Below are 21,609 nucleotides of genomic sequence, written 5' to 3'. Positions count from 1 at the left end.
CCGGGGGCTCAGCGGTCGCTGGGCTCCCGGTCGGCCGGACGGAACCACGACACGACCGCGCAGGTCAGGGTGACGAGGAACACGACCGCAGCGACCTCCGCCACGACGGACACGTGCCCGGCCGCGGCCCCGGCGCCACCGAAGGACACGACCACCAGGAACGACAGCCCGAGCAGCAGCTCAACGGAGGTCCGGACGCCGGTCAGCGGCGTGGTGGACGGACGCGGGGCGCGGGGGACCGGCGTCTGGGTGACGGGCGTGGAGGGCACCCCGGAAGTCTGGCGACCACGCGGGCCCGTCGGCAGTCCCGTTCCGGGGGCCACCCACCCGGGGGCGTCAGCGCAGGCCGGCGCGGAGGAAGTTCGTCACCCGTCGACTCATCGCCTCGTCGAGCTGCGCGATCGAGTGCGCCGACCCCTGCACCGCCACGAACGTCACCGGGACGCCGTGCGAGCGCAGCGTCGATGCGAACCGCTGTGACTCCCAGAGCGGGATGAACTCGTCCGTCGAGTGCCCGATGAAGAACGGCGCGGTCGCCTTCGTCACGTGGTACTCCGGCGACGCCCGCTCGGCCGCCGGGCACGCCCGGTACGACGCACACCCGAGGTAGAGCAGCTGCTTCCGCTGGAACGCCGCCGCGACGCCGTCCGACCCGGTGGAGCGGGCCGTCAGGTCGGTCGGCCCGCTCAGGTCGACGACGGCCCGGATCCGGAAGCCGTCGGCGTAGGCGGTGGACCGGTGGTCCTCCACGGCGAGCATCGCGGCGAGGTTCCCTCCGGCACTGCCGCCGAACACCCCGACGCGCCCGGGGTCGACGTCGTACGTCTGCAGCGTGGTCTCACGGAACACGAAGTCCAGCGCACGGCGGACGTCGTCGAGTCCGGCGGGGAAGGGGTCGGTCGGCGCCAGGCGGTAGTCGACGTTGAAGGTCACGAACCCCTCGGAGGCGAGGTACTGGCACACCGAGCGGTACGCGGCGGTCGCCTTGTCGCCGTGCGACCAGCTGCCGCCGTGGATCATCATCACCGCCGGACGGGTGCCGACCTCGACCCGGTCGGGGGCCTCCGTCGGCGCAGCGGTCGGCGTCGCCGTCGGGGTGGCCGTGCTCTCCGGCGGGCTGTCGGCCGGCAGGCACACGTCGAGCTGCTGCAGCGGGTCCCGCCCGTAGGGGACGTCCTGGACGACGTCGATGCCGTGGTAGCGGAGGGACAGCGGGTAGATGACCGGCCCCGCGGTGACCGTCGAGTTCCGGTCGCCCGTGCCGTCGGCGCTGCAGGACGCGACCGCGCCGACGATCGCGACCGCGGCGACGAGCGCGAGCAGGAGACGACGGCCGGACTTCATCGCCAGCCACGCTACATGGGCTCGTCGGGGGTGCCAGGATGGTGGTCACACCCGCAGGAGGATCCCGTGAGCCGTCAGAAGTCCTGGAACGCCGATCCGGAACCGCTCCTCCGCGTCGGTCCCGGGTTCCGACTCGACACCGTCGACCCCGACGGCACGCCGGGTTTCCCCGGCCGGAAGATCGACGGGCTCGAGGCGCTGGCCGCCGGCGCCTCGCGACTCACCGCCCTGCAGGAGCGCCTCTGGGCAGGGGCGACCTCGGGCGACCAGCGACGTGTGCTGCTCGTCCTGCAGGCGATGGACACCGCGGGCAAGGGCGGCATCGTCTCGCACGTCGTCGGCGCGGTCGACCCGAACGGCGTCCACTACGCCGGCTTCACGGCCCCGACGGCCGAGGAGCGCGAGCACGACTTCCTCTGGCGCGTCGAACGACAGCTGCCGGACGCCGGCCAGCTCGGGGTGTTCGACCGGTCCCACTACGAGGACGTCCTGATCCAGCGCGTCCGTGGGCTGGCGGAACCGGCGGAGATCGAGCGGCGCTACGGCGCGATCGTCGACTTCGAGTCGCGCCTGGCCGAGCAGGGCACCACGATCGTCAAGGTGATGCTGCACATCTCGAAGGACGAGCAGCGCGAACGGCTCGGTGACCGGCTGGACCGGCCGGACAAGCACTGGAAGTTCAACCCCGCGGACATCGACGAGCGCCTCCGGTGGGACGAGTACCAGCAGGCGTACCAGGTGGCGTTCGACCGCACCTCGACCGAGCAGGCGCCCTGGTACGTCGTGCCGGCGAACCGCAAGTGGTACGCCCGCCTCGCCGTGCAGCAGCTCCTGCTCCGTGCCCTCGAGGACATGCACCTCTCGTGGCCGGCCGCCGACTTCGACGTGGCCGAGCAGCGACAGCGACTCGCCGAGTCCTGACCCGCTGCGGGTCCGAGCCTCCGGCCGGGAGGCCCGGCGCACCCCCGTCACGGCCCCGTCGGCCTCGACGGGGCTGGCCTTCGGGCATCCGGTCGCGTAGACTCGGTCGGTCGGCCTTCGACACCGTGGCTCGCGAGTCGCGGACGTGTTTGGGTGTTGTGTAGTTCGAGGGCTGGAATCACGTCGATCGACGACGCGATGAACCCCCTCTCCACGAACCGCCCCCGCCGATGTCGCTGCCGGGCCGCGTGGGACGTCTGCACCCCGGAAAGAACACATGGCCCCGTACGACAAGGGCGCGAACTCCCGCGCCGACCGCTCCGACCGCGCTCGTCACCCGAACGGCACCCCCGCCGCTCGCAGTGCCAAGCACCGCGGCTTCCGCGCCCCCGAGCCCACCGCCCCGCGCCAGAAGCAGCGCTGGGACGCCGAAGAGCGTCGCGCCCGTCCCTCGTCGGGCGAGCGCCCGAACTGGGAGCCCCGCGACAGCCGCGGCAGCCGTCCGGCGTGGGAGCCCCGCGGTGCGGGTCGTCCCGCACGCGGTGACGACCGAGCCCCGCGCAGCTTCGACCGAAACGACCGTAGCCCCCGTCGCGACGACGACCGCGCACCCCGTCGCGACTCCGGCGACCGCGCCCCGCGCAGCTTCGACCGCAACGACCGTGCGCCCCGTCGGGACGATGACGACCGCCCGCGTCGCTTCGACCGTGACGACCGCGCTCCCCGCAGCTTCGACCGCAACGACCGCAACGACCGTGCCCCGCGTCGTGACAACGACGCCCCGCGCTCGTTCAACCGTGACGACCGTGCGCCGCGTTCGTTCGACCGCAACGACCGCGCGCCCCGTCGTGACAACGACGCCCCGCGTTCGTTCGACCGCAACGACCGCGCACCGCGTCGTGACAACGACGACCGCCCGCGTCGCTTCGACCGCGACGAGCGCGCCCCGCGCAGCTTCGACCGCAACGACCGCGCGCCCCGTCGTGACAACGACGCCCCGCGCTCGTTCAACCGTGACGACCGTGCCCCGCGTCGGGACAACGACGACCGTCCGCGTCGCTTCGACCGCGACGACCGCGCCCCGCGCAGCTTCGACCGCACCGACCGCCCGACCGAGCGCACCCCGTTCGTCCCCGCGGACGACGTCAAGCTCGAGAAGCTGCAGGCCGAGGCGACCATCGCCGCCGACGTCGACGGTGTGACCTTCGGCGACCTCGGCATCGGCGGCAACATCTCCCGCGCCCTCGCCGAACTGGGTGCGGCGAGCCCGTTCCCGATCCAGGCCGCGACGATCCCCGACGTGCTCGCCGGCAAGGACGTCCTCGGCCGCGGCCGCACCGGCTCCGGCAAGACCATCGCGTTCGGTGCCCCGCTCGTCGAGAAGCTCATGGAGCACGGCGGCGGCACGAAGCGCAAGATGGGCCGCGCCCCGCGTGCGCTGATCCTCGCGCCGACCCGTGAGCTCGCCCTGCAGATCGACCGCACGGTGCAGCCGATCGCCCGCTCGGTCGGGCTCTTCACGACGCAGATCTACGGCGGCGTCCCCTACGGCCGCCAGGAGGGTGCGCTCGAGCGTGGCGTCGACATCATCGTCGGCACCCCGGGCCGCGTGCAGGACCTCCTGAACAAGGGGAAGCTCGACCTCAGCGAGGTCGTCATCTCCGTCCTCGACGAGGCCGACCACATGTGCGACCTCGGGTTCCTCGAGCCGGTGCAGGAGATCCTCCGCGCCACCGCCGAGGTCACCCCGCAGGGCAACCGTGCGCAGAAGCTGCTGTTCAGCGCCACGCTCGACACCCAGGTCGCGGCGCTCGTCGAGCAGTTCCTGCACGAGCCGAGCGTGCACGAGGTCGCGGGTGAGGACCAGGCGTCCTCGACCATCGACCACCGTGTGCTCGTGGTCGAGCAGCGCGACAAGGACCGTGTCCTCGAGGAGCTCGTCGCAGGCGAGGGCAAGACCATCGTCTTCGCCCGCACCCGCGCCTACGCCGAGCGTCTGGCCGAGCAGTTCGAGGACGCCGGCATCCGTGCGACCTCGCTGCACGGTGACCTCAACCAGTCGCGCCGCACCCGCAACCTGTCGCTGCTCACCAGCGGCCGGGTGAACGTGCTCGTCGCCACGGACGTCGCAGCGCGCGGCATCCACGTGGACGACATCTCGCTCGTCGTGCAGGCCGACGCGCCGGACGACTACAAGGCGTACATGCACCGCTCCGGCCGCACCGGTCGTGCCGGCAAGGAGGGCACGGTCGTCACGATCGTCCCGCGCAGCCGTCGCCGGAAGATCGAGGGCATCCTCGAGCACGCCGAGATCGAGGCGGACCTCGTCGAGAGCGGTCCCGGCGACCGCATCCTCGCGGAGCTCGCCGCGCGCTGATCGGCGCACGCACCACGTGACGGACGGGAGGCCCGGTACCAGCTGGTACCGTCCCTCCCGTCACGGCCGTCGTGCCGCTGGCGCGTCACGCCGGTACCGGCGGGTGGGGCCCGCCTCCCGTCCGTCCGTCGTCCGTCGCGTCGCGCGACCCGCGTCAGCGGTTGAAGAACAGCACCCCGCGCGCGTAGCCGGCCTGTCCGGCGTGCTGGACGCAGTCGTCGAGGATGCTGACGAGGCGGACGCCGACCGTGACGGGCGGGTCCCAGGCCTCGTCGACGACGGTGTCCAGGTCCTCGGGCGACAGGGTGTGCAGGTAGGCGACGGTGCGCTCGTGCACCGCGCCGAGGTAGCCGTTCAGGAGCTCGGCGGACGCGCGGACACGACCGACGTCGTCACGGGACATGCCGTACCCGAGCGCCTCGGCGGGGAACGGCAGGCCGAACCGCTCGACCCAGCCGTCGGCGGTCCAGACCTGCTCGGACCCGGCGAGGTCGGCGATCTGGGCGTCCTGGCCGCGCGCGATGTGCCAGGCGAGCCAGGCGAGCGTGTTGGCGCCGGTGGCCGGTCGGGAGGCGAGCTGGTCCTCGGACAGACCGTCGACGGCACGTGCGACCGTCTCGGGGACGCGGGAGAAGGCTTCGACGAGGAGTTCGGCGGGGGTCATGTCCCCGACGCTACGCTCGCTCGGGTTCAGACGCTGGTGGCTCCGGAGTGACGCTCGAGTGCCGTGCCGAACAGCGAGAACTGCGTCGCGAGTCGAGCGCGGTCCGCCGGGGCGACGACCTCGCGGACGGCAGCCGACCAGACCGCGCTGATCTGCTGCGCGACGGCCGCACCCGAGGGGGTGAGGTGCAGCAGCACGCTCCGACGGTCGGTGGGGTTCGGGCGCCGCACGAGGTGGCCGTGCCGCTCCAGGCGGTCGATGAGCGAGGTGGTCGCTCCGGTCGAGAGCCCGAGGTACTCGCCCGCCTGCTTCGGGGTGGCGCCGCCGACGGCCGTCTCGAGGAAGAACACCAACCGGGTGTCGGTGGCGTTGAGTCCCCGGGCGGTGCTCTCGCGGGTCAGCACCCGCGCGTTCTGGGTCTGGAAGCGACGGAACGCTGCCATCAGGTCGGTGAGGTCGTCGCCGTCCCCGGTCGTGGGCGCCACCACCACGGGTGAGGTGGGGGCCGCACCGGGGAGCGGGGTGGCGAGGAGGAACGGGGGGTTCGAGGGGGTTTCCGACATGCGGGGGAGGAGCTCTTCTCGGGCGAGGGCGGGTGCGGACGGATGGCCGCGAGGCGAACGCCGTGCTCGTCATCATCCGCTCGGGCCGGTGCCGCGTCCACCCCCAGGAGAGGGGGTGTCCCTTTCCTTGTGAGCAGCACGCCTGCGAAGTAACTTGATCGTCGTACCACCTCGGCACGCAGCGCGACCAACCACCGCGGACCCGGCCGGACCACCGATCAGACAACTTCTCCTCAGGAGCACCGCCATGTCCTCTGCAACGCCTCGTGCTGCCCGCCTCGCCGCCTGGATCGCCATCCCGGTCGCGCTCATCGCCTCCGGCGCCGTCGTCTCGACGGCCTCCTACTCCGCCTTCTCGGCGACGACCGACAACCCGACGAGCAACTGGAAGGCGGGCAGCGTCGCCCTCACCGACGACGACTCCAGCTCGGCGCTGTTCAACGCCACCGCGCTGAAGCCCGGCTCGACCGGGTCCAACTGCATCACCGTCACCTCCACCGGGACGCTGCCGTCCGCGGTGAAGCTGTACGGCACCGGGGCCGCGACGACCAACGCGCTGTCGAGCTCCATCAACCTGACGGTCGAGCAGGGCACCGGCGGCGGCTTCGGGTCGTGCACCAACTTCGTCGCCGCCACGACCGGCGGCACGGTGTTCTCCGGCACCCTCGCGTCGTTCGGCTCGTCGAAGACCGACTACTCGACCGGGGTCGGCTCGTGGGCGCCGAACGGTGCCGGCACGCAGGTCTACAAGATCACGTACACGGTGCCGACCAGCGCGCCGAGCACGGTCATGGGCGGCACCGCCTCGCTCGGGCTCACCTGGGAGGCCCAGAACTCCTGAGCGGACTGACGCCCCGGCGTCGGATCCCGCACCACACACAGGCCCCGGTCGAAGGCAGTCATGGTGAGCAGCGAAGTCAGCGGTGGGTCCACCCCGCAGACCCGTGCCCGTGTCGCCCTCGACTGGGGCCGTGTCGTCGTCGCGGCCTCCGCACGCGGGGTCGTCATCACCCTGCTCGGGCTCGCGCTCTGGGCTGCGGCACCCGCGGCCATCGGCTGGTCCCCGACCACCGTGATGACGGGCTCGATGGAGCCGCGGCTGATGCCGGGCGACGTCGTCGTGTCCCGACCGGTCGCGTCCGACCAGGTGAAGGCGGGGCGCGTCCTGCTGGCGGACGACCCGGACCAGGACGGGCTCCTGCGGATGCACCGGTACGTCAGTGACGGCCCGGACCGCACGATCATCACGAAGGGCGATGCGAACCCGCAGTCCGACTCGACACCCCTGCACCGCTCGGCCGTGCACGGGGTCGGGTACCTCCGGATCCCGTACGTGGCTGCGCCGATCGTGTGGGTGCGGACCGGCGAGTGGGCCCGTGTCGCGGTCGTCGTGCTCGGCTTCGTCGCGCTCCTCGCCCTCTGTCGGGCCGACGGGCGGATCCGGCGACGCAGCGAGGCAGCGGCCGTCGGCAGCGACGAGCCGGACGGGCCCGGTGGGCCGGACGGCCCTGGTGGACCCGCCGGGCCTGGTGACGACGCCGGCGGACCGGGCACGCGCGCACGAGGCGGACGGGAGGCGCGGCACCGCGCCGCCACGGGCCTCCCGTCCGGCGAGTCCCACCGGACCGCGACCGTCGCCGGCTCCGGTGCCGCCCCGGGGCGGCGGGCGGCACGGGTGCAGGCCGCGGCGCAGCACCGGAAGCGACAGCGACACGTCCGCCGGGGCGGCGGCGTCGCCGTGGTCGTGACGGCAGCGGTGGTCGCGGCGCTCCTGCCGGGGGCCGCGGTCGCCGCGCCGTGGACCGCACGGACGGTCAACCCGGGCGTGCAGCTCGCGACGCTCCGTCCCACCGTCCTCTCGTCGTTGAAGTGCACCTCGAACACCTCGCCCCTGGGTGTGAAGACCGCCACGGTCTCCTGGGTCGCGACCGGTGGTGATGCGCCGGTCCGAACCGAGCTGATGAGCGGCTCCACCGCCGTGGCCGGCGTCACCGGGACCACCGCGTCAGCGACGGGGACACCGCAGTCGTTGACCCTGACGGGCGGCAGCGGGCTGTCGCTCGGGGGCTCCACCGTCCTGACCCTGCGCGCGGACTACGGCGCCGGATGGACGGTCGCCGCTCAGGGCACGACCACGGTCACGGTCCGGACCTTCACGATCGCCGGCATCGGCGCCGCCGCGGAGTGCGTCGCCTGACCGTCCTCCACCGGTCCCGCACGGCGTCCCGGGATGTCCGCGGCGGCCGTTACCGTGGCTCGCATGCGGATCCTGCACACGGGCGACTGGCACCTCGGACGCACGCTGCTCGGTGCCGACCTGCTCGAGCACCAGGCGGTGTTCCTCGACCACCTCGTGCAGGTGGTGCGCGATCGCGCGGTCGACCTCGTGGTCGTCGCCGGCGACGTCTACGACCGGGCGATCCCGCCGGTCGAGGCCGTCCAGATGCTCTCGCACGTGCTCGAACGGCTGTCCGAGACCGCGACGGTCGTCGTGACGCCGGGCAACCACGACTCCGCGGTCCGGCTCGGGTTCGGCGCCGGGGTGATGAGCGATCGCGTCCGGATCCTCGCCGAGCCGTCCCGTCTGGCGGAACCGGTGCTCGTCGACGCCGACGACGGGGGCGGTCCGGTCGCCGTGTACGGCCTGCCCTACCTGCAGCCCGACATGGTCCGGTACGCGCTCGCGCCGGTGCCGGACGAACCCCTCGCCCGCTCGCACCAGGCCGTCGTCGGAGCCGCGATGGACCGGGTCCGTGCCGACCTGGCCGGCCGTCCGGGCACCCGCTCGGTCGTCGTCGCGCACGCCTTCGTCGGGGGCGCCCTGGCCAGCGACAGCGAGCAGGACATCCGCGTCGGCGGGGTCGACCGTGTCGCCGAGTCCACCTTCGACGGCGTCGACTACGTCGCCCTCGGACACCTGCACGGCCCGCAGCGCGTCGGGGCCGGGGACCGCATCCGGTACGCGGGCTCCCCGCTGGCGTTCTCGTTCGGCGAGCGGAACCACACCAAGTCCGTGACGCTCGTCGACCTGGCGGCGGACGGCGCGGTCGCGGTCGAGCTCCTGCCGACCCCGGTGCCCCGTCCCCTCGTCGACGTCCGCGGCAGCATCGAGCAGATCGAGTCCGGGGTGTTCGCCGAACACGTCGACGCCTGGGTCCGCGTCGCCGTCACCGACACCGTGCACCCCGAGCGGCTGTACGCCCGGGTGAAGGACCGCTTCCCGCACGCGCTCGCGATCACCCACGAGCCCGCCGACGCCCCGGAGCGCTCGGCCGCGCGGACGGTCAGCGCGACGAGTGACCCGGTGGAGGTCGCCGCCGACTTCGTCACCTACGCCACCGGCGGCGCACCGGACGACGTCGAGCTCGCGATCCTCCGCGACGCGTACGAGTCCGCGGCCGCCGCGCTCGCCGAGCAGGGGGCACGCTGATGTACCTGCACCGCCTGGAACTCCGCGCCGTCGGGCCGTACCCGGACCTGGTGTCGATCGACTTCGCGTCCCTGGCCGCCTCCGGGGTGTTCCTGCTCGAGGGGCCGACCGGGTCGGGCAAGTCGACCATCATCGACGCCGTCGTCTACGCCCTGTACGGCGGCCTGGCCGGCAGCGACGCCAGCACCGATCGCCTGCACAGCCAGCACGCCGACCCCGCGGTGGAACCCTTCGTCGACCTGGTGTTCGAGACGAGTGCCGGCGTGTACCGCGTCCGCCGCACCCCGCCGTACGACCGCCCGAAGCAGCGCGGTACCGGCACGATCCGGCAGCAGTCCTCGGCGCAGCTGGTCCGGCTGGCCGACCCGTCGGACCTGGTCGGCGAACCGATCTCGCACCGGGCGCCGGAGATCGGCGTCGAGATCGCCCGGATCATCGGGCTGAACCGCGACCAGTTCCTGCAGACCGTGGTCCTGCCGCAGGGTGAGTTCCAACGGTTCCTGCGCGCCCCGGGCGAGGACCGTCGGAAGCTCCTGCAGTCCCTGTTCGGCACCGCGATCTACGACCGGACCGCCGACGAACTCGCTGCCCGACGCCGGACGGCCGTGGCAGAGGTCGAGGCCGCGGACGCCCGGGTGCGTGACGCCCTCGGCCGGTTCCGGCAGGCGTCCGGGGACGACGACGTCGACGAGTCGCAGGCACCGGACGTCGTCGTGGGACTGCGGGGGACCGCCACCGAACTCGAACAGGCTCGTACCCGGGCACGTGCCGACGCCGAGCACGCCGTCGCCCACCTGCACGACGTGACCACCCGGCTGGCGGCGCTCGACCGACGGCGCGGACTGCTCGCCCGGCAGGACGCCCTGGCGGCGGACGCTCCGGCGATCGCAGGCCACCGGACCGCCCTGGGCCTCGCCGACCACGCCGCGGTCGTCGTCGCCGTCGCGGACGGGGCCGCCGCCGCCGAGGACCGGCTGACCGCACTGGTCGGGGAACGCTCGGCCGTCCGGGACCGGCACGAGGTCACCGACCACGCGCCCCGGGACACGCACGACCGGCTCACCACGGTCCGCTCCGAGATCCGGCACCTGGTCGACCTCGAGCAGTCCCTCGACCAGCGTGCCGCCGCCGTGCAGTCGTCGACGGCCGACCTCGAGCAGACGCAGACCCGGCTCGCCGAGGCCGCCACCGCGCTCGCGGCACGGCCCGACGAACGTGCCGCGATCGTCCTCGACGCCGCGCGGTCCGCCGAGGCCGCTGCCGACACCGGCGCTGCCGAGCGCGCGGTCGAGACGGCCCAGGAGCTGGCGGGTCTGCTCGCCGCGCGTGGGATCGCCGTGGAGCGGACCGCGGACCGCGCCGCCGCGGTGACGACGGCCGCCGCCCACGCCTCCGCCGCCCTGGCGACCGAGAACGACCTGCGCGCCCGACGCATCGCCGGACTCGCCGGTGAGCTCGGCGCCGCGCTCGTCCCCGGCGACCCGTGCCCGGTGTGCGGTGCCGTCGAGCACCCCGCCGTGGCACGACCGCAGGACGACCACCCGAGCGCCGAGCAGATCGACGCCGCCGCGGTGGCACGCGCCGACGCCGAGCGGGCCCTCGCCGCCGCGACCGCCGACCACGCCGTCGCCCGGGCCGAACTCGTCCGGTTGACCGAGGCGGTCGGCGAGCACGACGACGACTCGGTGGCCCGACAGCGCGCCGACGCCGACGCACGCCTGGCCGCTGCCCGTGCCGCAGCGGCCGCGGTGCAGGAACACGAACGGCGGCTGCAGGCCCACGACCGCGCCACCCGGGCGCTCGAGGACGACCACACCGACCTGGTCACCCGGAGCCGGCTGCTCGCCGACCGGATCGAGGGGGACCGGTCCCGCCTGGACGAGGACCGGGCCCGGGTCCACGAGGCCCGGCAGACCGTCCGGGCCGTGCTCGAGCACGCCGTCACCGCGGGTGCCGGCGTCGAGGCCCGGGCCGCGGCGGACCTCGACGCCGATGCCGGTGCCACCCTCGCCGAGGTCGTGGCGCGGGTCGACGTCCTCGTCACGGTCCTCCGCACCGTCGCGGACCTCGACGACCGGGTGACCGCCGCCGAGCGGGACGTCGCCGACCGCAAGGCCGAGGTCGACGCCGCACTGCAGGCCCAGGGCTTCACGGACGTCACCGCCGCCCGGACCGCTGCGCTCGGGCGCGCCGACGCCGACCGGTTGCGGGCACTCGTCGCGGCGGCGGACCGGGAGCAGGCCGTCGTGGAGGCCGGACTCGCCGAACCCGCGGTGGTCGCGGCCGCCGACGATGCAGACGCCGCCGCTGCCGCTGCCGCTGCCGCGGCCGCTGATGCAGACGCCGCCGATGGGCCAGCCGTGCTCGACCGGGACGCTGCGCAGGCCGCACGGGACGCCGCAGCCGCCGCCCTCGACGACGCGACCCGCGCTGCTGCCGCCGCGGCCGACCGGGCGACCGCCGCCGAGAAGTGCGCCACCGACCTGGCCCGGGCCGTCCGCGCCCGGGACACCACGAGCGCCGAGAGCCGGGCCGTGGTCCGCCTCGCCGACATCGCCGCCGCGGCCACCAGCGTCAACCCGACCGGGATCACCCTCGGCACCTACGTGCTGATGCGCCGCTTCGAGGACGTCGTCGCCGCGGCCAACGACCGGCTGCGGGCGATGCTCGCGGGCCGGTTCACCCTGGAGACCTCGGACGAGCGGGAGTCCGGCACCCGGGCTCGTCGGACCGGGCTCGCGCTGGCCGTCCGCGACCACCTGACCGACAGCACGCGGGACCCGCGGAGCCTGTCCGGCGGCGAGACCTTCACGTTCTCGCTCTGCCTGGCGCTCGGGCTCGCCGACGTCGTGCAGGCCGAGGCCGGCGGGGTGTCCCTCGGCACACTGTTCGTCGACGAGGGCTTCGGCACGCTCGACCCGGAGACGCTCGACGACGTCATCGGCCAGCTGTCGCGCCTGACCGCCGGCGGACGCCAGGTCGGCATCGTCAGCCACGTCGAGGAGCTCAAGCAGCGGATCCCGGAGCGGATCGCGGTGCGCCGGACGCCCGAGGGCGGATCGCGCGTGACGACGACGGTCTGACCACCTGGAGCGGTCAGACCGTCGTCACACGGCACGTCAGTACCGGGGACGTCAGTGCCTGACGGGTCAGTGCCCGACCCGTCAGGGGTGCGGCGTGGCGTCCACGGTGCCGTCGGGCGGCGGCAGGATGTCGGCCGCGATCCACGGGAACACCCACGTGAAGAGCACGAACACGATGGCGACGAGCAGCACGAGCAGCTCGAGCACCTTCAGCGCGGTGGGTCCGGGCAGGATGCGCCAGACGAGGGGGAAGATCACTTGGCAGCCTCCGTCAGTTCCTTCGGCGTGCCGTCGGACGCCTGCATCCAGTAGTCCATCTTCGCGTGCACGACGTAGCGCTGAGCGGCGGACCACATCGGGTGGCAGGCGGTCAGGGTGAGCCAGCGGTCCTCGGCCGAGGGCTCGACACCGGGCTTGTTCGGGACCGGGGCGATGGTCTCGATGTGGTCGGGCGTGACGATCTGGCTGTCGGTGACCTTGTAGACGTACCAGACGTCGAACTTCGTCTTGGCGTCGGTGACACGGACGACGATCGGGTCGCCGGGCTTCAGGTCGGCGATCTGGTTGAGGGGCTTGCCGTAGGTGACGCGGTGGCCGGCGACGGCGAAGTTGCCCTCGGCGCCGGGCATCGCGGTGTCCTGGTAGTGCCCGAGGCCGATCGTGTTGAGGACCTTCTCGCGGTCGGTGCCCTCACCGATGGGCCGGTTGTAGTCCGAACCGAAGCGCGGGATCTGCATCGTGCCGAACACCGTCGAGAGCCCTGGCGGTTCGCTGAGCACGGGTGCGGCGTCGTGGCGCTCGGTGCCGGTGATCTTCTTCGGCTCCGGCTGGTCGAGCGTCTGGACGAGCTTGGACTGCTCGTTCACGGCGACGACGTCGGTCCACCAGGCGGTCCAGACCACGTAGAGCCCGGTGCCGGCGCCCGCGATGATCAGGAGCTCGGCCAGCAGGGCGACGAGCGCGCCGCCGACGGTCTGGCGTGGTCGCCGACGTCGGGGCCGTTCGGTGCCGTCGTCGTCGCGGGCATCGCGCCGCGACGGCAGCGTGTCGTGAGAGGTCACAGGGGCTCCGGATCGGTGAGGTCGGCGCAGTAGGTCTATCAGACCACGACGACGGCCCGCTGCGGGCGTCTTCCACAGCTTGGGCCGACATCTCATGATCGATCCTCAGCCAGGATCCTCGCTACCGTGGTGCGGATGGAGCCCGTGATCCGTCCCTTCCGCCCCGCCGACACCGAGGCCGTCGTCGCGCTCTGGGAGTCCTGCGGGCTGGTCCGACCGTGGAACGACCCGCGCCGCGACATCGCGCGGAAGGCCACCGTGCAGCCGGAACTGTTCCTGGTGGCGACCGACCAGGAGGCCGTGGTCGCCGCCGGCATGGCCGGTTTCGACGGGCACCGGGGCTGGGTCAACTACCTGGCGGTGTCGCCGGAGCGGCAGGGTGGCGGGCTCGGCCGCCGGCTGATGAGGGAGTTCGAGCGGCTGCTCACCGACCTCGGCTGCCCGAAGCTCAACCTGCAGGTGCGCGCCGGCAACGAGCAGGTCATCGCCTTCTACGAGTCGCTCGGGTACGCCGACGACCACACGGTCTCGTTCGGCAAGCGCCTCATCCACGACGACGCCCCCTGAGTCGATCCGCAGGCGGACCGAGCCGATCCGCAGGCGGACTGTCAGGCAGCGACGGGCGGACCCGGCCGGTCAGGACACCGCGAGCCCGACCGACGCCGCGAAGGCCAGCACGATGCCCGTGGTCTGCAGCGCGGTGAGCCGTTCGCGGAGCACGACGCCGGCGAGCAGCACGGTGCCGATCGGGTAGAGCGCGTTGAGGACGCTGATCACCGGCAGGGTCGAGGGGTCGTCGCTCGAGTGCAGGCCGGCCTGGATGAACACGTTCGCCATCGCGTCGAACACCCCGCAGCCGACCACCACGAGCACCAGCACCCGACCGGGCTGCACCCGACCGGGCTGTACCCGACCGGCCACGGGGCGGACGTCCGTCGTCGCCGGGGCGGGGGACGTGCCTCCCGGCCGGGGACGGAGCCGCGCACCCAGCCGCAGCGTGACGAGCGCCGCCGTGCCGAGCAGGACGACCTGCAGCGTCCGGGCGACCAGCAGGGTCGCGACGCCGGAGTCCGGCGGCGAGGCGTCGTACCCGAGCACGACCCCGCCGAAGCCGCACCCGGCGACCGCGGCGGTGACGACCCCGCGGAGGGTGAGGCGCGCGCCTCCCGGGTCGGGGACCGACGCGACGAGCACCACCGCGACCACCGCCACCACGAGCGCGACGACGCCGAGCGGGGACAGCACGGTGCCGCGGAGCAGCGCGACGACGACCGGGACGACCGCGGAGAAGACGGCGGTGAGCGGGGACAGGACGCTCATCGGCCCGATCGCGAGGGCCGCGTAGAGCAGGAGGACGCCGACCGCGCCGGACAGCCCCGCGACCACACCGGCGACCGCGGCCTGCTCGGAGAACCGACCACCGAGGACCGCGAAGCCGACGAGCAGCGGGACCAGCCCGACCACGGCCGCGACGGCCGCCACGCGCACCGGCCGGAGGCGCCGCGACGCGAGCCCACCCAGGAAGTCCGCGGCCCCGTAGACGAGGGCGCCGCCGAGGCCGAGCAGCACGGTGATCACGGGTCCCATCCTGCCCGCACCGGTACTCTGCACGGCGTGAGTGTTCCCTACCACCGGTTGCCCCGTGTCGACGCGAACTGGCGGTGGTGGCGGCCGCTGGTGGCCCTGGCGGTGTTCCTCGGCTTCTACCTGGCCTCGCAGGTCGTCATCGCGATCGCGTACTTCGTGCCGATCGGCGCGCAGCGTGGACAGGCCGGGCTCGCCGACCTGACGGAGAAGCTGTCGTCCGGCGCGCTCGACCCGACGGACCCGCTCGTCCTGTCGTTGACGCTCGTGTCGCTCGTGGTGCTGCTGCCGGCGATCATGCTGTCCACCAGGATCGCCGGGCTCGGCCCGTACGGACTGCTGTCGTCGGTGCGGACCCGCATCCGCTGGGGGTGGCTCGGCTGGTGCCTGCTGCCGCTCCTGGTGCTCGCGGTCGTGATGTTTCTGTTCCAGGGCAGCGGGTACCTGGCGACCGACGGTGGTCTGCACTGGAACACCGCGGAACTCGGCCAGTCCACCGTGACCCTGCAGACGCTGACCCTGACGATCCTGCTGGTGGTCCTGCTCGTGCCGTTCCAGGCCGCCGCCGAGGAGTACCTCTTCCGCGGGTTCCTCATGCAGACGATCGGCTCGTGGATCCCGCTCCGGGCCGGGGGTGCGGTCGTCGCGGTCGCGGTGTCGACCGTGCTGTTCGCGGTGCTGCACGTGCCGAACGGCTACAACATCTGGGGCATCCTCGACGTCGGCTCGTTCGGGCTGGTGGCGGCCGTCATCGTGCTGCGGACCGGCGGGCTCGAGGCGACGGTCCTCCAGCACGCGCTCAACAACATCATGATCTTCGTGCTGCAGGCGCCCGGCTGGTCGAAGGTCGACCTGACCGGCGAGGGGTCGCAGGGCACCTGGCAGGGCTTCGTCGTGACGCTCGGCACCTCGTTGCTCTACTGGGGGCTCGTCGAGCTGACGGCGCACTGGCGGAAGCTCGACCGCCGGTTCCCCGGGCCGGAGGCACCCCGGTTCCGTGGGGACGCACCGCTCTGGGCGGGCGGCCGGCAGTGGCTCCGGCCGGGAGGCGCGGGCTGGTCGACCGCGCCGACGCGCGGTGACGAGACGGGCGCGTCCGGCGACCCGGTGCTGGTCGGGGCGGGTGCGGGCGGGTCGGTGGCGTCGGCTGTGGACAAGTCCGGTGGTGTCGGCACGCGGCCGTAGGCTCGTCGCATGAGTTCGAGTGGTGTCGCTGCGCCCGGAACCGAGGCAGCTGGGCCCCGGTCCGCGGCGCTCGACGTGCTGCACCGGGTCTGGGGGTACGACGCCTTCCGCGGCGAGCAGGCCCAGATCATCGACCGTGTGGTCGCCGGCGGGGACGCCCTCGTGCTCATGCCGACCGGTGGCGGCAAGTCCCTCTGCTACCAGGTCCCCTCGCTCGTCCGTGACGGCATCGGGGTGGTCGTCTCCCCGCTGATCGCCCTCATGCAGGACCAGGTCGACGCCCTGGCCGCCAACGGTGTCCGGGCCGCGTTCCTCAACTCCACGCAGGGTCCGGACGAGCGTGCCCGGGTCGAGCGCGACGTCGTCACCGGCCAGGTCGACATGCTCTACCTGGCGCCCGAGCGGCTGAAGATCGAGTCCACGCGCTCCCTGCTCGACCGGGCTCGGATCGCGCTCTTCGCCATCGACGAAGCGCACTGTGTGGCGCAGTGGGGGCACGACTTCCGCCCGGACTACCTCGAACTCAGCGTGCTGCACGAGCGCTGGCCGGACGTCCCCCGCATCGCGCTGACGGCCACCGCGACGCCGCAGACCCACCGCGAGATCTCCGCCCGGCTCGGACTCGACGACGCCGCGCACTTCGTCGCCGACTTCGACCGGCCGAACATCCAGTACCGGATCGAACCGAAGACCGGGGCGATGCAGCAGCTCCTGACCTTCATCCGCACCGAGCACAGCGGCGACGCCGGCATCGTCTACTGCCTGTCCCGCAACTCGGTCGAACGCACCGCCGCGGCACTCGTGCAGCAGGGCATCGCCGCGCTGCCGTACCACGCGGGTCTCGACGCCCGGGTGCGCGAGCGGAACCAGGCGCAGTTCCTCCGCGAGGACGGCATCGTCATGGTCGCCACCATCGCGTTCGGCATGGGCATCGACAAGCCCGACGTCCGCTTCGTCGCGCACCTCGACATGCCGAAGTCGGTCGAGGGCTACTACCAGGAGACGGGGCGTGCCGGGCGTGACGGGCTGCCCTCCACCGCGTGGCTCGCCTACGGGCTGAACGACGTCGTGCAGCAGCGGCGGATGATCGACCAGTCGGAGGGCGACGCCGCGCACCGCCGGCAGCTCAGCGCGCACCTCGACGCCATGCTCGCCCTCTGCGAGACGATCGAGTGCCGTCGGGTCCGTCTGCTCGCGTACTTCGGGCAGGAGTCGTCCGCGTGCGGCAACTGCGACACGTGCCTGGCGCCGCCGGAGTCGTGGGACGGCACGGTGCCCGCGCAGAAGCTGCTCTCCACCATCGTCCGGCTCGACCGCGAGCGCGGGCAGCGCTACGGCGTCGCGCACCTGGTCGACATCCTGACCGGCAAGCAGTCACCCCGGGTGACCGAACTCGGACACGACTCGCTCGCCACGTTCGGCATCGGGCAGGACCTGTCCGACGCCGACTGGAAGGCCGTCGCCCGGCAGCTGCTCGCCCAGGGCTACGTCGCGGTGTCCGGCGACGGGTACGGCACGCTCGTCCTCAGCCCGACGAGCGCCGAGGTGCTGGCCGGTCGCGTCGAGGTCCGGATGCGCCGCGACCCGGTGAAGACCCCGCGTGCCGGACGCACCCGTCGGGCTGCCGTGGTGTCCGACATGCCGCAGGAGGCCATGCCGCTCTTCGAGTCGCTGCGACAGTGGCGCGCCGGGCAGGCACGCGAGCAGGGGGTCCCCGCGTACGTCGTGTTCAACGACGCGACCCTCCGCGGGATCGCCGCGGTGAAGCCGTCCGACCTCGACGAGCTGTCCGAGATCTCCGGCGTCGGTGCGGCGAAGCTCGAGTCCTACGGACGGGCCGTACTGGACGTCGTGGCGGCCGTGGTCTGACCCATGCCGCTCGGGGCATGTCGCCCCGCAGCCCGTCACTACACTCGGTACCTCCCGCCCGACAGGAGGCCGTGTGACCGGTTCGACGAAGTCCGCCACCGTGCTGAGCCGCGCCGTGGTGGCACCGCTGGCACGGCTGCTGTGGCGGCCCGAGGTGGTCGGTCGGAAGAACGTCCCGAAGCGCGGTCCGGTGATCCTGGCGAGCAACCACCGGTCCTTCATCGACTCGCCGACGATCACGCTGCTGGCACCGCGGAAGGTGTCCTTCCTCGCCAAGCAGGAGTACTTCACGGGGACCGGTTTCCGGGGCGCGCTGTCGCGGGCGTTCTTCTCCGGCATCGGCGCGATCGGTGTCGAGCGCGGCGCGGGTGCCGCGGCGCAGCAGGCCCTGGACCTCGGTCTGGCGCGGCTCGAGGCGGGTGAGGCGTTCGCGATCTACCCCGAGGGCACGCGGTCGCTCGACGGTCGGCTGTACAAGGGCCGGACGGGTGTGGCCTGGCTCGCCCTGACGAGCGGGGCACCGGTCGTCCCGGTCGCCCTCACCGGCACCGAGGACGTGCAGCCCGTCGGGTCGAGACTGCCCCGGCTGGCTCGGGTGCGGATCGAGTTCGGTGCGCCGATGGACCTCTCCGCCTTCGGTGCCGCGAGCTCCGGCCGGGCACGGCGTCAGGCGACGGACGCGGTGACCGCGGCGATCCAGGCGCTCAGCGGCCAGGAGCCCGCCGGTGTCTACAACGAGCCGCCGACGACCATCGTGGAGCGGGTCAAGCGGATGCTGCACCACGACGACCGTGGGGACGCGCAACCCGACTGAACTGCACTATTGCAGATGTGAAATACACACACTATGCTCGATCCGGCCCGTCGGGATCAGCATCGGTGGGTCACCCGAACTCCTCCAGGGAAAGGCCCACCATGTCCTCGACGCCCCTCTTCGACGCGATCGCCCGCCGCAGCGCGCAGCCCTCGAACCCGCCGGTCGGGTCGGCCCCGGCTGCTCGTCTCGATGCGCCGGCCGGTCTGACCGTGCCGAGTGCCGGTGCCCCGCCCGCCCGCACCGCCCGGTCCCACACGCCGTCGTCCCCGGTGGACGCACCCGCCGCGATGGCCCCGGTCGTCCCGATCACCCCGGAGGCGGTCGTCGCCCCGGACGCGGTCGTCCCCGCGGACCTGGTCGAGATGATCGACGGGATCCCCGCCAGCCTCCGCGCCTCCCTCGCCCGGGAGCACGTCGTCTGCCGCGAGCAGCTGCCCCTGGTCGAGGCGGTCGTGGACGCGGTGACCCGTGCCGTGGTCGACGCCGTCGCGATCGAGGTCGAGCGGATCGTCGCCAGCGGCGTCGTCCGCGTCTGATCCCGCGGCCGCGACCGTGACCCTGAGCAGCTCGACCGCTCCGGCCCTCCTGACCGATGCCCGTCGGACGGCGCCGCGCGCATCGGCCCGCCGGTCGTCCTGGATCGATCCGGAGGCGCGGGTCGGCCACCGCAGGGCGCGACGTGCCCCGGCGGTCCACGCGCCGCGACGTGCCTCGGCGGTCCCCGCACCGCGGCGCGTCCCGGCGGTCCCCGTAGCTCGGCGCGTCACCGCGGCACGACGCGGTCGACGGGTCGCAGCGGCACACCGTGCGATCGGCCCCGGGGCGTCGCTCACCGTCGCCCTCGTCCGGGCGTCGGTCGTCGCCACCGCGCACGACGTCCGGGACCACTGCTGGGGACGGCGCGGACTCGCGCTGACGTCCCTGGCACTCGCCGCCTGCCTGGCCGTCACGGACACGGCACCACCGTCGGCGGTCGCCGCCCCGGTCGAGACCGTCGCGCCGGGCCCGGCGAACCAGGACTACCGCGTCCGCGGGACCGGTCCGGACACCTGGGCCCGCGCGGACTTCACCGTCGTCGGACGGACCGCGGGCGGCGCCGTCCTCACCCGGCTGCCCGGGTCCGACGAGGCCGTGGCGCGACCGGTCGCGGGCACGGTCCCGTCGGCGGGCAACTTCGGCGGGCGGAACGTCGCGGGCTGTGCCGCCTGCTCGACGAGTCACCAGGGCACCGACTTCGCGGCGGCGTCCGGGACGCCCGTGTACGCCGCCATGTCCGGCACGGTCGAGTCGGCCGGGGTGCTCGGGGGCTACGGCAACCAGGTGCTGCTCCGGCACCCGGACGGCACCGAGACGCGCTACGGACACCTCTCGGTCATCGGGGTCCGAGCCGGGCAGACGGTCGGCGTCGGCGAGCAGATCGGCGAGGTCGGCAGCACCGGGGTCTCCACCGGACCCCACCTGCACTTCGAGGTGATCCTCGGCGGCCGTCCGGTCGACCCGGAGCCGTGGCTGGCCGCGCGGGGTCTCCTGCACTGACGAGCCTGTGCCGGTCGTCGTCCACTGGTACCCCGGATGGTGCGTCGGTACCCCGGCGAGCCGCGTAGCGTCGACCTGGTCGTGGCAGGGAGCCACGCGGTGAGGAGACCACGGTGCGCGTGTCGGTGTTGGGAACGGGAGCGATGGGAGCAGGCGTCGCGCAGTCGCTGCTCCGGGCAGGGCACGACGTCACGGTGTGGAACCGCACGGTGGACCGCGCCCGTCCGCTCGCCGAACACGGTGCGACGGTGTCCACGGACGCAGCGGAGGCCGTGGCCCGGGCGCAGGTGGTGCTGCTGACCCTCTTCGACACCGACGCGGTCATCGACGTCCTCGAGCGCGCCGCCGGTGATGCGCCGGAGGACGCCGTCTGGGTCCAGGCGTCGACGATCGGTGTCGCCGGCACCGAGACCGTCGTGCAGCTCGCCGAGAAGTACGGCATCACCCTGGTGGAGGCGATGATGCTCGGCACCAAGGCACCGGCGGAGCAGGGCAAGCTGACGATGCTCGTCGCCGGTCCGGAGCACCCGGTGTCGGTCGTCCAGCCGGTGCTCGACGCCGTCAGCGCCAAGGTCGTCCACGCGGGCGAGCAGGTCGGTCAGGGCACCGCGCTCAAGCTCGCCGCGAACGCCTGGATCGCATCGATCACCGCCGCGACCGGACAGTCACTGGCGATCGCCCGTGCGCTCGGGCTCGACCCGCAGCTGTTCCTCGACGCGATCGACGGCTCGGCCAGCGACTCCGCCTACGCCCACACGAAGGGGGCGGCGATGATCGCGGGCGAGTTCCCGGCGCAGTTCGCACTCGACGGTCTGCGCAAGGACATCGGCCTGATCACGGACGCTGCGCGGGACGCGGACGTCGACACGACCCTCCTCGACGCCCTGGGCCGGGTCTACGCGGAAGCCAGTGCGGCCGGACACGGCGGCGACGACATCGCGGCGGTCGGCACCGCGTTCTGACCGGGCCCGTCAGGACCGGCGGAACAGGTCCCGCAGGCGCCGGGCGAACCGGCTGACGGACTCGTCGTTCAGGGTGTTCGCCAGGTCGAAGGCCTCGCGCGTGGGGTCGGCGCCGTCGCGGATCCGTCGGAGGGCGGCGTCGGCACGGGCGCGGGCGTCGAGCTCGGCCGTCGGCATGTCGTCCTCGGGCTCGCGCATCGTGTCAGCGTACGC

21 protein-coding genes are annotated in these 21,609 nt (G+C 73.4%); 13 read left to right on the top strand and 8 right to left on the bottom strand.

The window, feature by feature from the left end:
- Positions 1–8: 8 nt before the first annotated feature.
- Both JOD51_RS13565 and JOD51_RS13560 read right to left on the bottom strand, forming a co-directional pair.
- Entirely contained in the window at positions 9–269 is a 261-nt protein-coding gene (locus tag JOD51_RS13565; protein ID WP_204609363.1) for a hypothetical protein, read from the bottom strand.
- A 67-nt stretch (positions 270–336) separates the two neighbouring features.
- On the bottom strand, positions 337–1,344 hold the full coding sequence (locus tag JOD51_RS13560) for an alpha/beta hydrolase (protein ID WP_204609361.1): 1,008 nt from the start codon (positions 1,342–1,344) through the stop codon (positions 337–339).
- Between the two features lie 66 nt (positions 1,345–1,410).
- Here JOD51_RS13560 and JOD51_RS13555 point away from each other — a divergent pair, with 66 nt between their 5' ends.
- Positions 1,411–2,265 carry a PPK2 family polyphosphate kinase gene (locus tag JOD51_RS13555; RefSeq protein WP_259557498.1) on the top strand — a complete coding sequence of 285 codons (855 nt, stop codon included), beginning with the start codon at positions 1,411–1,413 and terminating at the stop codon, positions 2,263–2,265.
- 277 nt (positions 2,266–2,542) lie between these two features.
- Positions 2,543–4,642: a DEAD/DEAH box helicase gene (locus tag JOD51_RS13550; protein ID WP_204609357.1), complete on the top strand. Its 2,100-nt coding sequence runs from the start codon at positions 2,543–2,545 to the stop codon at positions 4,640–4,642.
- Positions 4,643–4,796: 154 nt separating this feature from the next.
- Here the strand turns inward: JOD51_RS13550 and JOD51_RS13545 are convergent, their stop codons facing one another.
- Both JOD51_RS13545 and JOD51_RS13540 read right to left on the bottom strand, forming a co-directional pair.
- On the bottom strand, positions 4,797–5,306 hold the full coding sequence (locus JOD51_RS13545; protein WP_204609354.1) for a mycothiol transferase: 510 nt from the start codon (positions 5,304–5,306) through the stop codon (positions 4,797–4,799).
- A 26-nt stretch (positions 5,307–5,332) separates the two neighbouring features.
- Entirely contained in the window at positions 5,333–5,869 is a 537-nt protein-coding gene (locus tag JOD51_RS13540) for a MarR family winged helix-turn-helix transcriptional regulator (RefSeq protein WP_239539881.1), read from the bottom strand.
- A gap of 247 nt (positions 5,870–6,116) precedes the next feature.
- Between JOD51_RS13540 and JOD51_RS13535 the strand changes: the two genes are divergently transcribed.
- The 4 genes from JOD51_RS13535 (at position 6,117) to JOD51_RS13520 (ending at position 12,382) form a co-directional block, all read left to right on the top strand.
- The gene (locus JOD51_RS13535; protein WP_204609351.1) at positions 6,117–6,710 is read left to right on the top strand and encodes a hypothetical protein; all 594 of its coding nucleotides are present in this window, start codon (positions 6,117–6,119) and stop codon (positions 6,708–6,710) included.
- A 63-nt stretch (positions 6,711–6,773) separates the two neighbouring features.
- Entirely contained in the window at positions 6,774–8,066 is a 1,293-nt protein-coding gene (locus JOD51_RS13530; RefSeq protein ID WP_204609349.1) for a S24/S26 family peptidase, read from the top strand.
- 63 nt (positions 8,067–8,129) lie between these two features.
- A complete protein-coding gene (locus JOD51_RS13525) occupies positions 8,130–9,299 on the top strand; it encodes an exonuclease SbcCD subunit D (RefSeq protein ID WP_204609347.1) in 1,170 nt (389 codons plus the stop codon).
- The gene (locus JOD51_RS13520) at positions 9,299–12,382 is read left to right on the top strand and encodes an AAA family ATPase (RefSeq protein WP_204609345.1); all 3,084 of its coding nucleotides are present in this window, start codon (positions 9,299–9,301) and stop codon (positions 12,380–12,382) included. Before JOD51_RS13525 ends, JOD51_RS13520 begins: the two co-directional genes overlap by 1 nt.
- An 81-nt stretch (positions 12,383–12,463) precedes the next feature.
- Here the strand turns inward: JOD51_RS13520 and JOD51_RS13515 are convergent, their stop codons facing one another.
- On the bottom strand, positions 12,464–12,640 hold the full coding sequence (locus JOD51_RS13515) for a hypothetical protein (RefSeq protein WP_204611387.1): 177 nt from the start codon (positions 12,638–12,640) through the stop codon (positions 12,464–12,466).
- Complete coding sequence (locus JOD51_RS13510; protein WP_259557505.1) at positions 12,637–13,443, bottom strand: class E sortase; 807 nt, start codon at positions 13,441–13,443, stop codon at positions 12,637–12,639. The genes JOD51_RS13515 and JOD51_RS13510 overlap by 4 nt, the downstream gene beginning before the upstream one ends.
- A 135-nt stretch (positions 13,444–13,578) precedes the next feature.
- On the opposite strand from JOD51_RS13510, the gene JOD51_RS13505 reads away from it, so the two are divergent.
- Positions 13,579–14,010, top strand: coding sequence for a GNAT family acetyltransferase (locus JOD51_RS13505; RefSeq protein ID WP_204609343.1), 432 nt, complete (start codon positions 13,579–13,581; stop codon positions 14,008–14,010).
- A 69-nt stretch (positions 14,011–14,079) separates the two neighbouring features.
- Here JOD51_RS13505 and JOD51_RS13500 read toward each other — a convergent pair whose 3' ends face one another.
- Positions 14,080–15,021, bottom strand: coding sequence for an EamA family transporter (locus JOD51_RS13500; protein WP_204609341.1), 942 nt, complete (start codon positions 15,019–15,021; stop codon positions 14,080–14,082).
- A 36-nt stretch (positions 15,022–15,057) separates the two neighbouring features.
- Between JOD51_RS13500 and JOD51_RS13495 the strand changes: the two genes are divergently transcribed.
- The 6 genes from JOD51_RS13495 (at position 15,058) to JOD51_RS13470 (ending at position 21,396) form a co-directional block, all read left to right on the top strand.
- Positions 15,058–16,212 carry a CPBP family intramembrane glutamic endopeptidase gene (locus tag JOD51_RS13495; protein WP_204609339.1) on the top strand — a complete coding sequence of 385 codons (1,155 nt, stop codon included), beginning with the start codon at positions 15,058–15,060 and terminating at the stop codon, positions 16,210–16,212.
- Between the two features lie 9 nt (positions 16,213–16,221).
- A complete protein-coding gene (gene recQ, locus JOD51_RS13490) occupies positions 16,222–18,081 on the top strand; it encodes a DNA helicase RecQ (protein WP_204609337.1) in 1,860 nt (619 codons plus the stop codon).
- 73 nt (positions 18,082–18,154) lie between these two features.
- Complete coding sequence (locus JOD51_RS13485; RefSeq protein WP_204609334.1) at positions 18,155–18,895, top strand: lysophospholipid acyltransferase family protein; 741 nt, start codon at positions 18,155–18,157, stop codon at positions 18,893–18,895.
- 101 nt (positions 18,896–18,996) lie between these two features.
- On the top strand, positions 18,997–19,434 hold the full coding sequence (locus JOD51_RS13480) for a hypothetical protein (RefSeq protein ID WP_204609332.1): 438 nt from the start codon (positions 18,997–18,999) through the stop codon (positions 19,432–19,434).
- A 16-nt stretch (positions 19,435–19,450) separates the two neighbouring features.
- Positions 19,451–20,434 carry a M23 family metallopeptidase gene (locus JOD51_RS13475; protein WP_204609330.1) on the top strand — a complete coding sequence of 328 codons (984 nt, stop codon included), beginning with the start codon at positions 19,451–19,453 and terminating at the stop codon, positions 20,432–20,434.
- Positions 20,435–20,547: 113 nt separating this feature from the next.
- On the top strand, positions 20,548–21,396 hold the full coding sequence (locus JOD51_RS13470) for an NAD(P)-dependent oxidoreductase (protein ID WP_307839493.1): 849 nt from the start codon (positions 20,548–20,550) through the stop codon (positions 21,394–21,396).
- A 9-nt stretch (positions 21,397–21,405) separates the two neighbouring features.
- Here the strand turns inward: JOD51_RS13470 and JOD51_RS13465 are convergent, their stop codons facing one another.
- Positions 21,406–21,594, bottom strand: a complete 189-nt coding sequence (locus tag JOD51_RS13465; protein WP_166779815.1) for a hypothetical protein — start codon at positions 21,592–21,594, stop codon at positions 21,406–21,408.
- Between the last annotated feature and the right edge of the window lie 15 nt (positions 21,595–21,609).

The sequence above is a fragment of the Curtobacterium herbarum genome, assembly GCF_016907335.1.
Classification (GTDB): Bacteria; Actinomycetota; Actinomycetes; order Actinomycetales; family Microbacteriaceae; genus Curtobacterium; species Curtobacterium herbarum.
Note: the sequence above shows the minus strand (reverse complement) of the source record. Positions and strands in the feature narration are given on the sequence as shown.

What these genes read in the sequence shown, in the direction of transcription:
- JOD51_RS13465 (WP_166779815.1), bottom strand. Translation starts at nt 21,594, where the DNA reads ATGCGCGAGCCCGAGGACGACATGCCGACGGCCGAGCTCGACGCCCGC.
- JOD51_RS13550 (WP_204609357.1), top strand. Translation starts at nt 2,543, where the DNA reads ATGGCCCCGTACGACAAGGGCGCGAACTCCCGCGCCGACCGCTCCGAC.
- JOD51_RS13560 (WP_204609361.1), bottom strand. Translation starts at nt 1,344, where the DNA reads ATGAAGTCCGGCCGTCGTCTCCTGCTCGCGCTCGTCGCCGCGGTCGCG.
- JOD51_RS13505 (WP_204609343.1), top strand. Translation starts at nt 13,579, where the DNA reads ATGGAGCCCGTGATCCGTCCCTTCCGCCCCGCCGACACCGAGGCCGTC.
- JOD51_RS13525 (WP_204609347.1), top strand. Translation starts at nt 8,130, where the DNA reads ATGCGGATCCTGCACACGGGCGACTGGCACCTCGGACGCACGCTGCTC.
- JOD51_RS13540 (WP_239539881.1), bottom strand. Translation starts at nt 5,869, where the DNA reads ATGTCGGAAACCCCCTCGAACCCCCCGTTCCTCCTCGCCACCCCGCTC.
- JOD51_RS13520 (WP_204609345.1), top strand. Translation starts at nt 9,299, where the DNA reads ATGTACCTGCACCGCCTGGAACTCCGCGCCGTCGGGCCGTACCCGGAC.
- JOD51_RS13480 (WP_204609332.1), top strand. Translation starts at nt 18,997, where the DNA reads ATGTCCTCGACGCCCCTCTTCGACGCGATCGCCCGCCGCAGCGCGCAG.
- recQ (WP_204609337.1), top strand. Translation starts at nt 16,222, where the DNA reads ATGAGTTCGAGTGGTGTCGCTGCGCCCGGAACCGAGGCAGCTGGGCCC.
- JOD51_RS13535 (WP_204609351.1), top strand. Translation starts at nt 6,117, where the DNA reads ATGTCCTCTGCAACGCCTCGTGCTGCCCGCCTCGCCGCCTGGATCGCC.
- JOD51_RS13545 (WP_204609354.1), bottom strand. Translation starts at nt 5,306, where the DNA reads ATGACCCCCGCCGAACTCCTCGTCGAAGCCTTCTCCCGCGTCCCCGAG.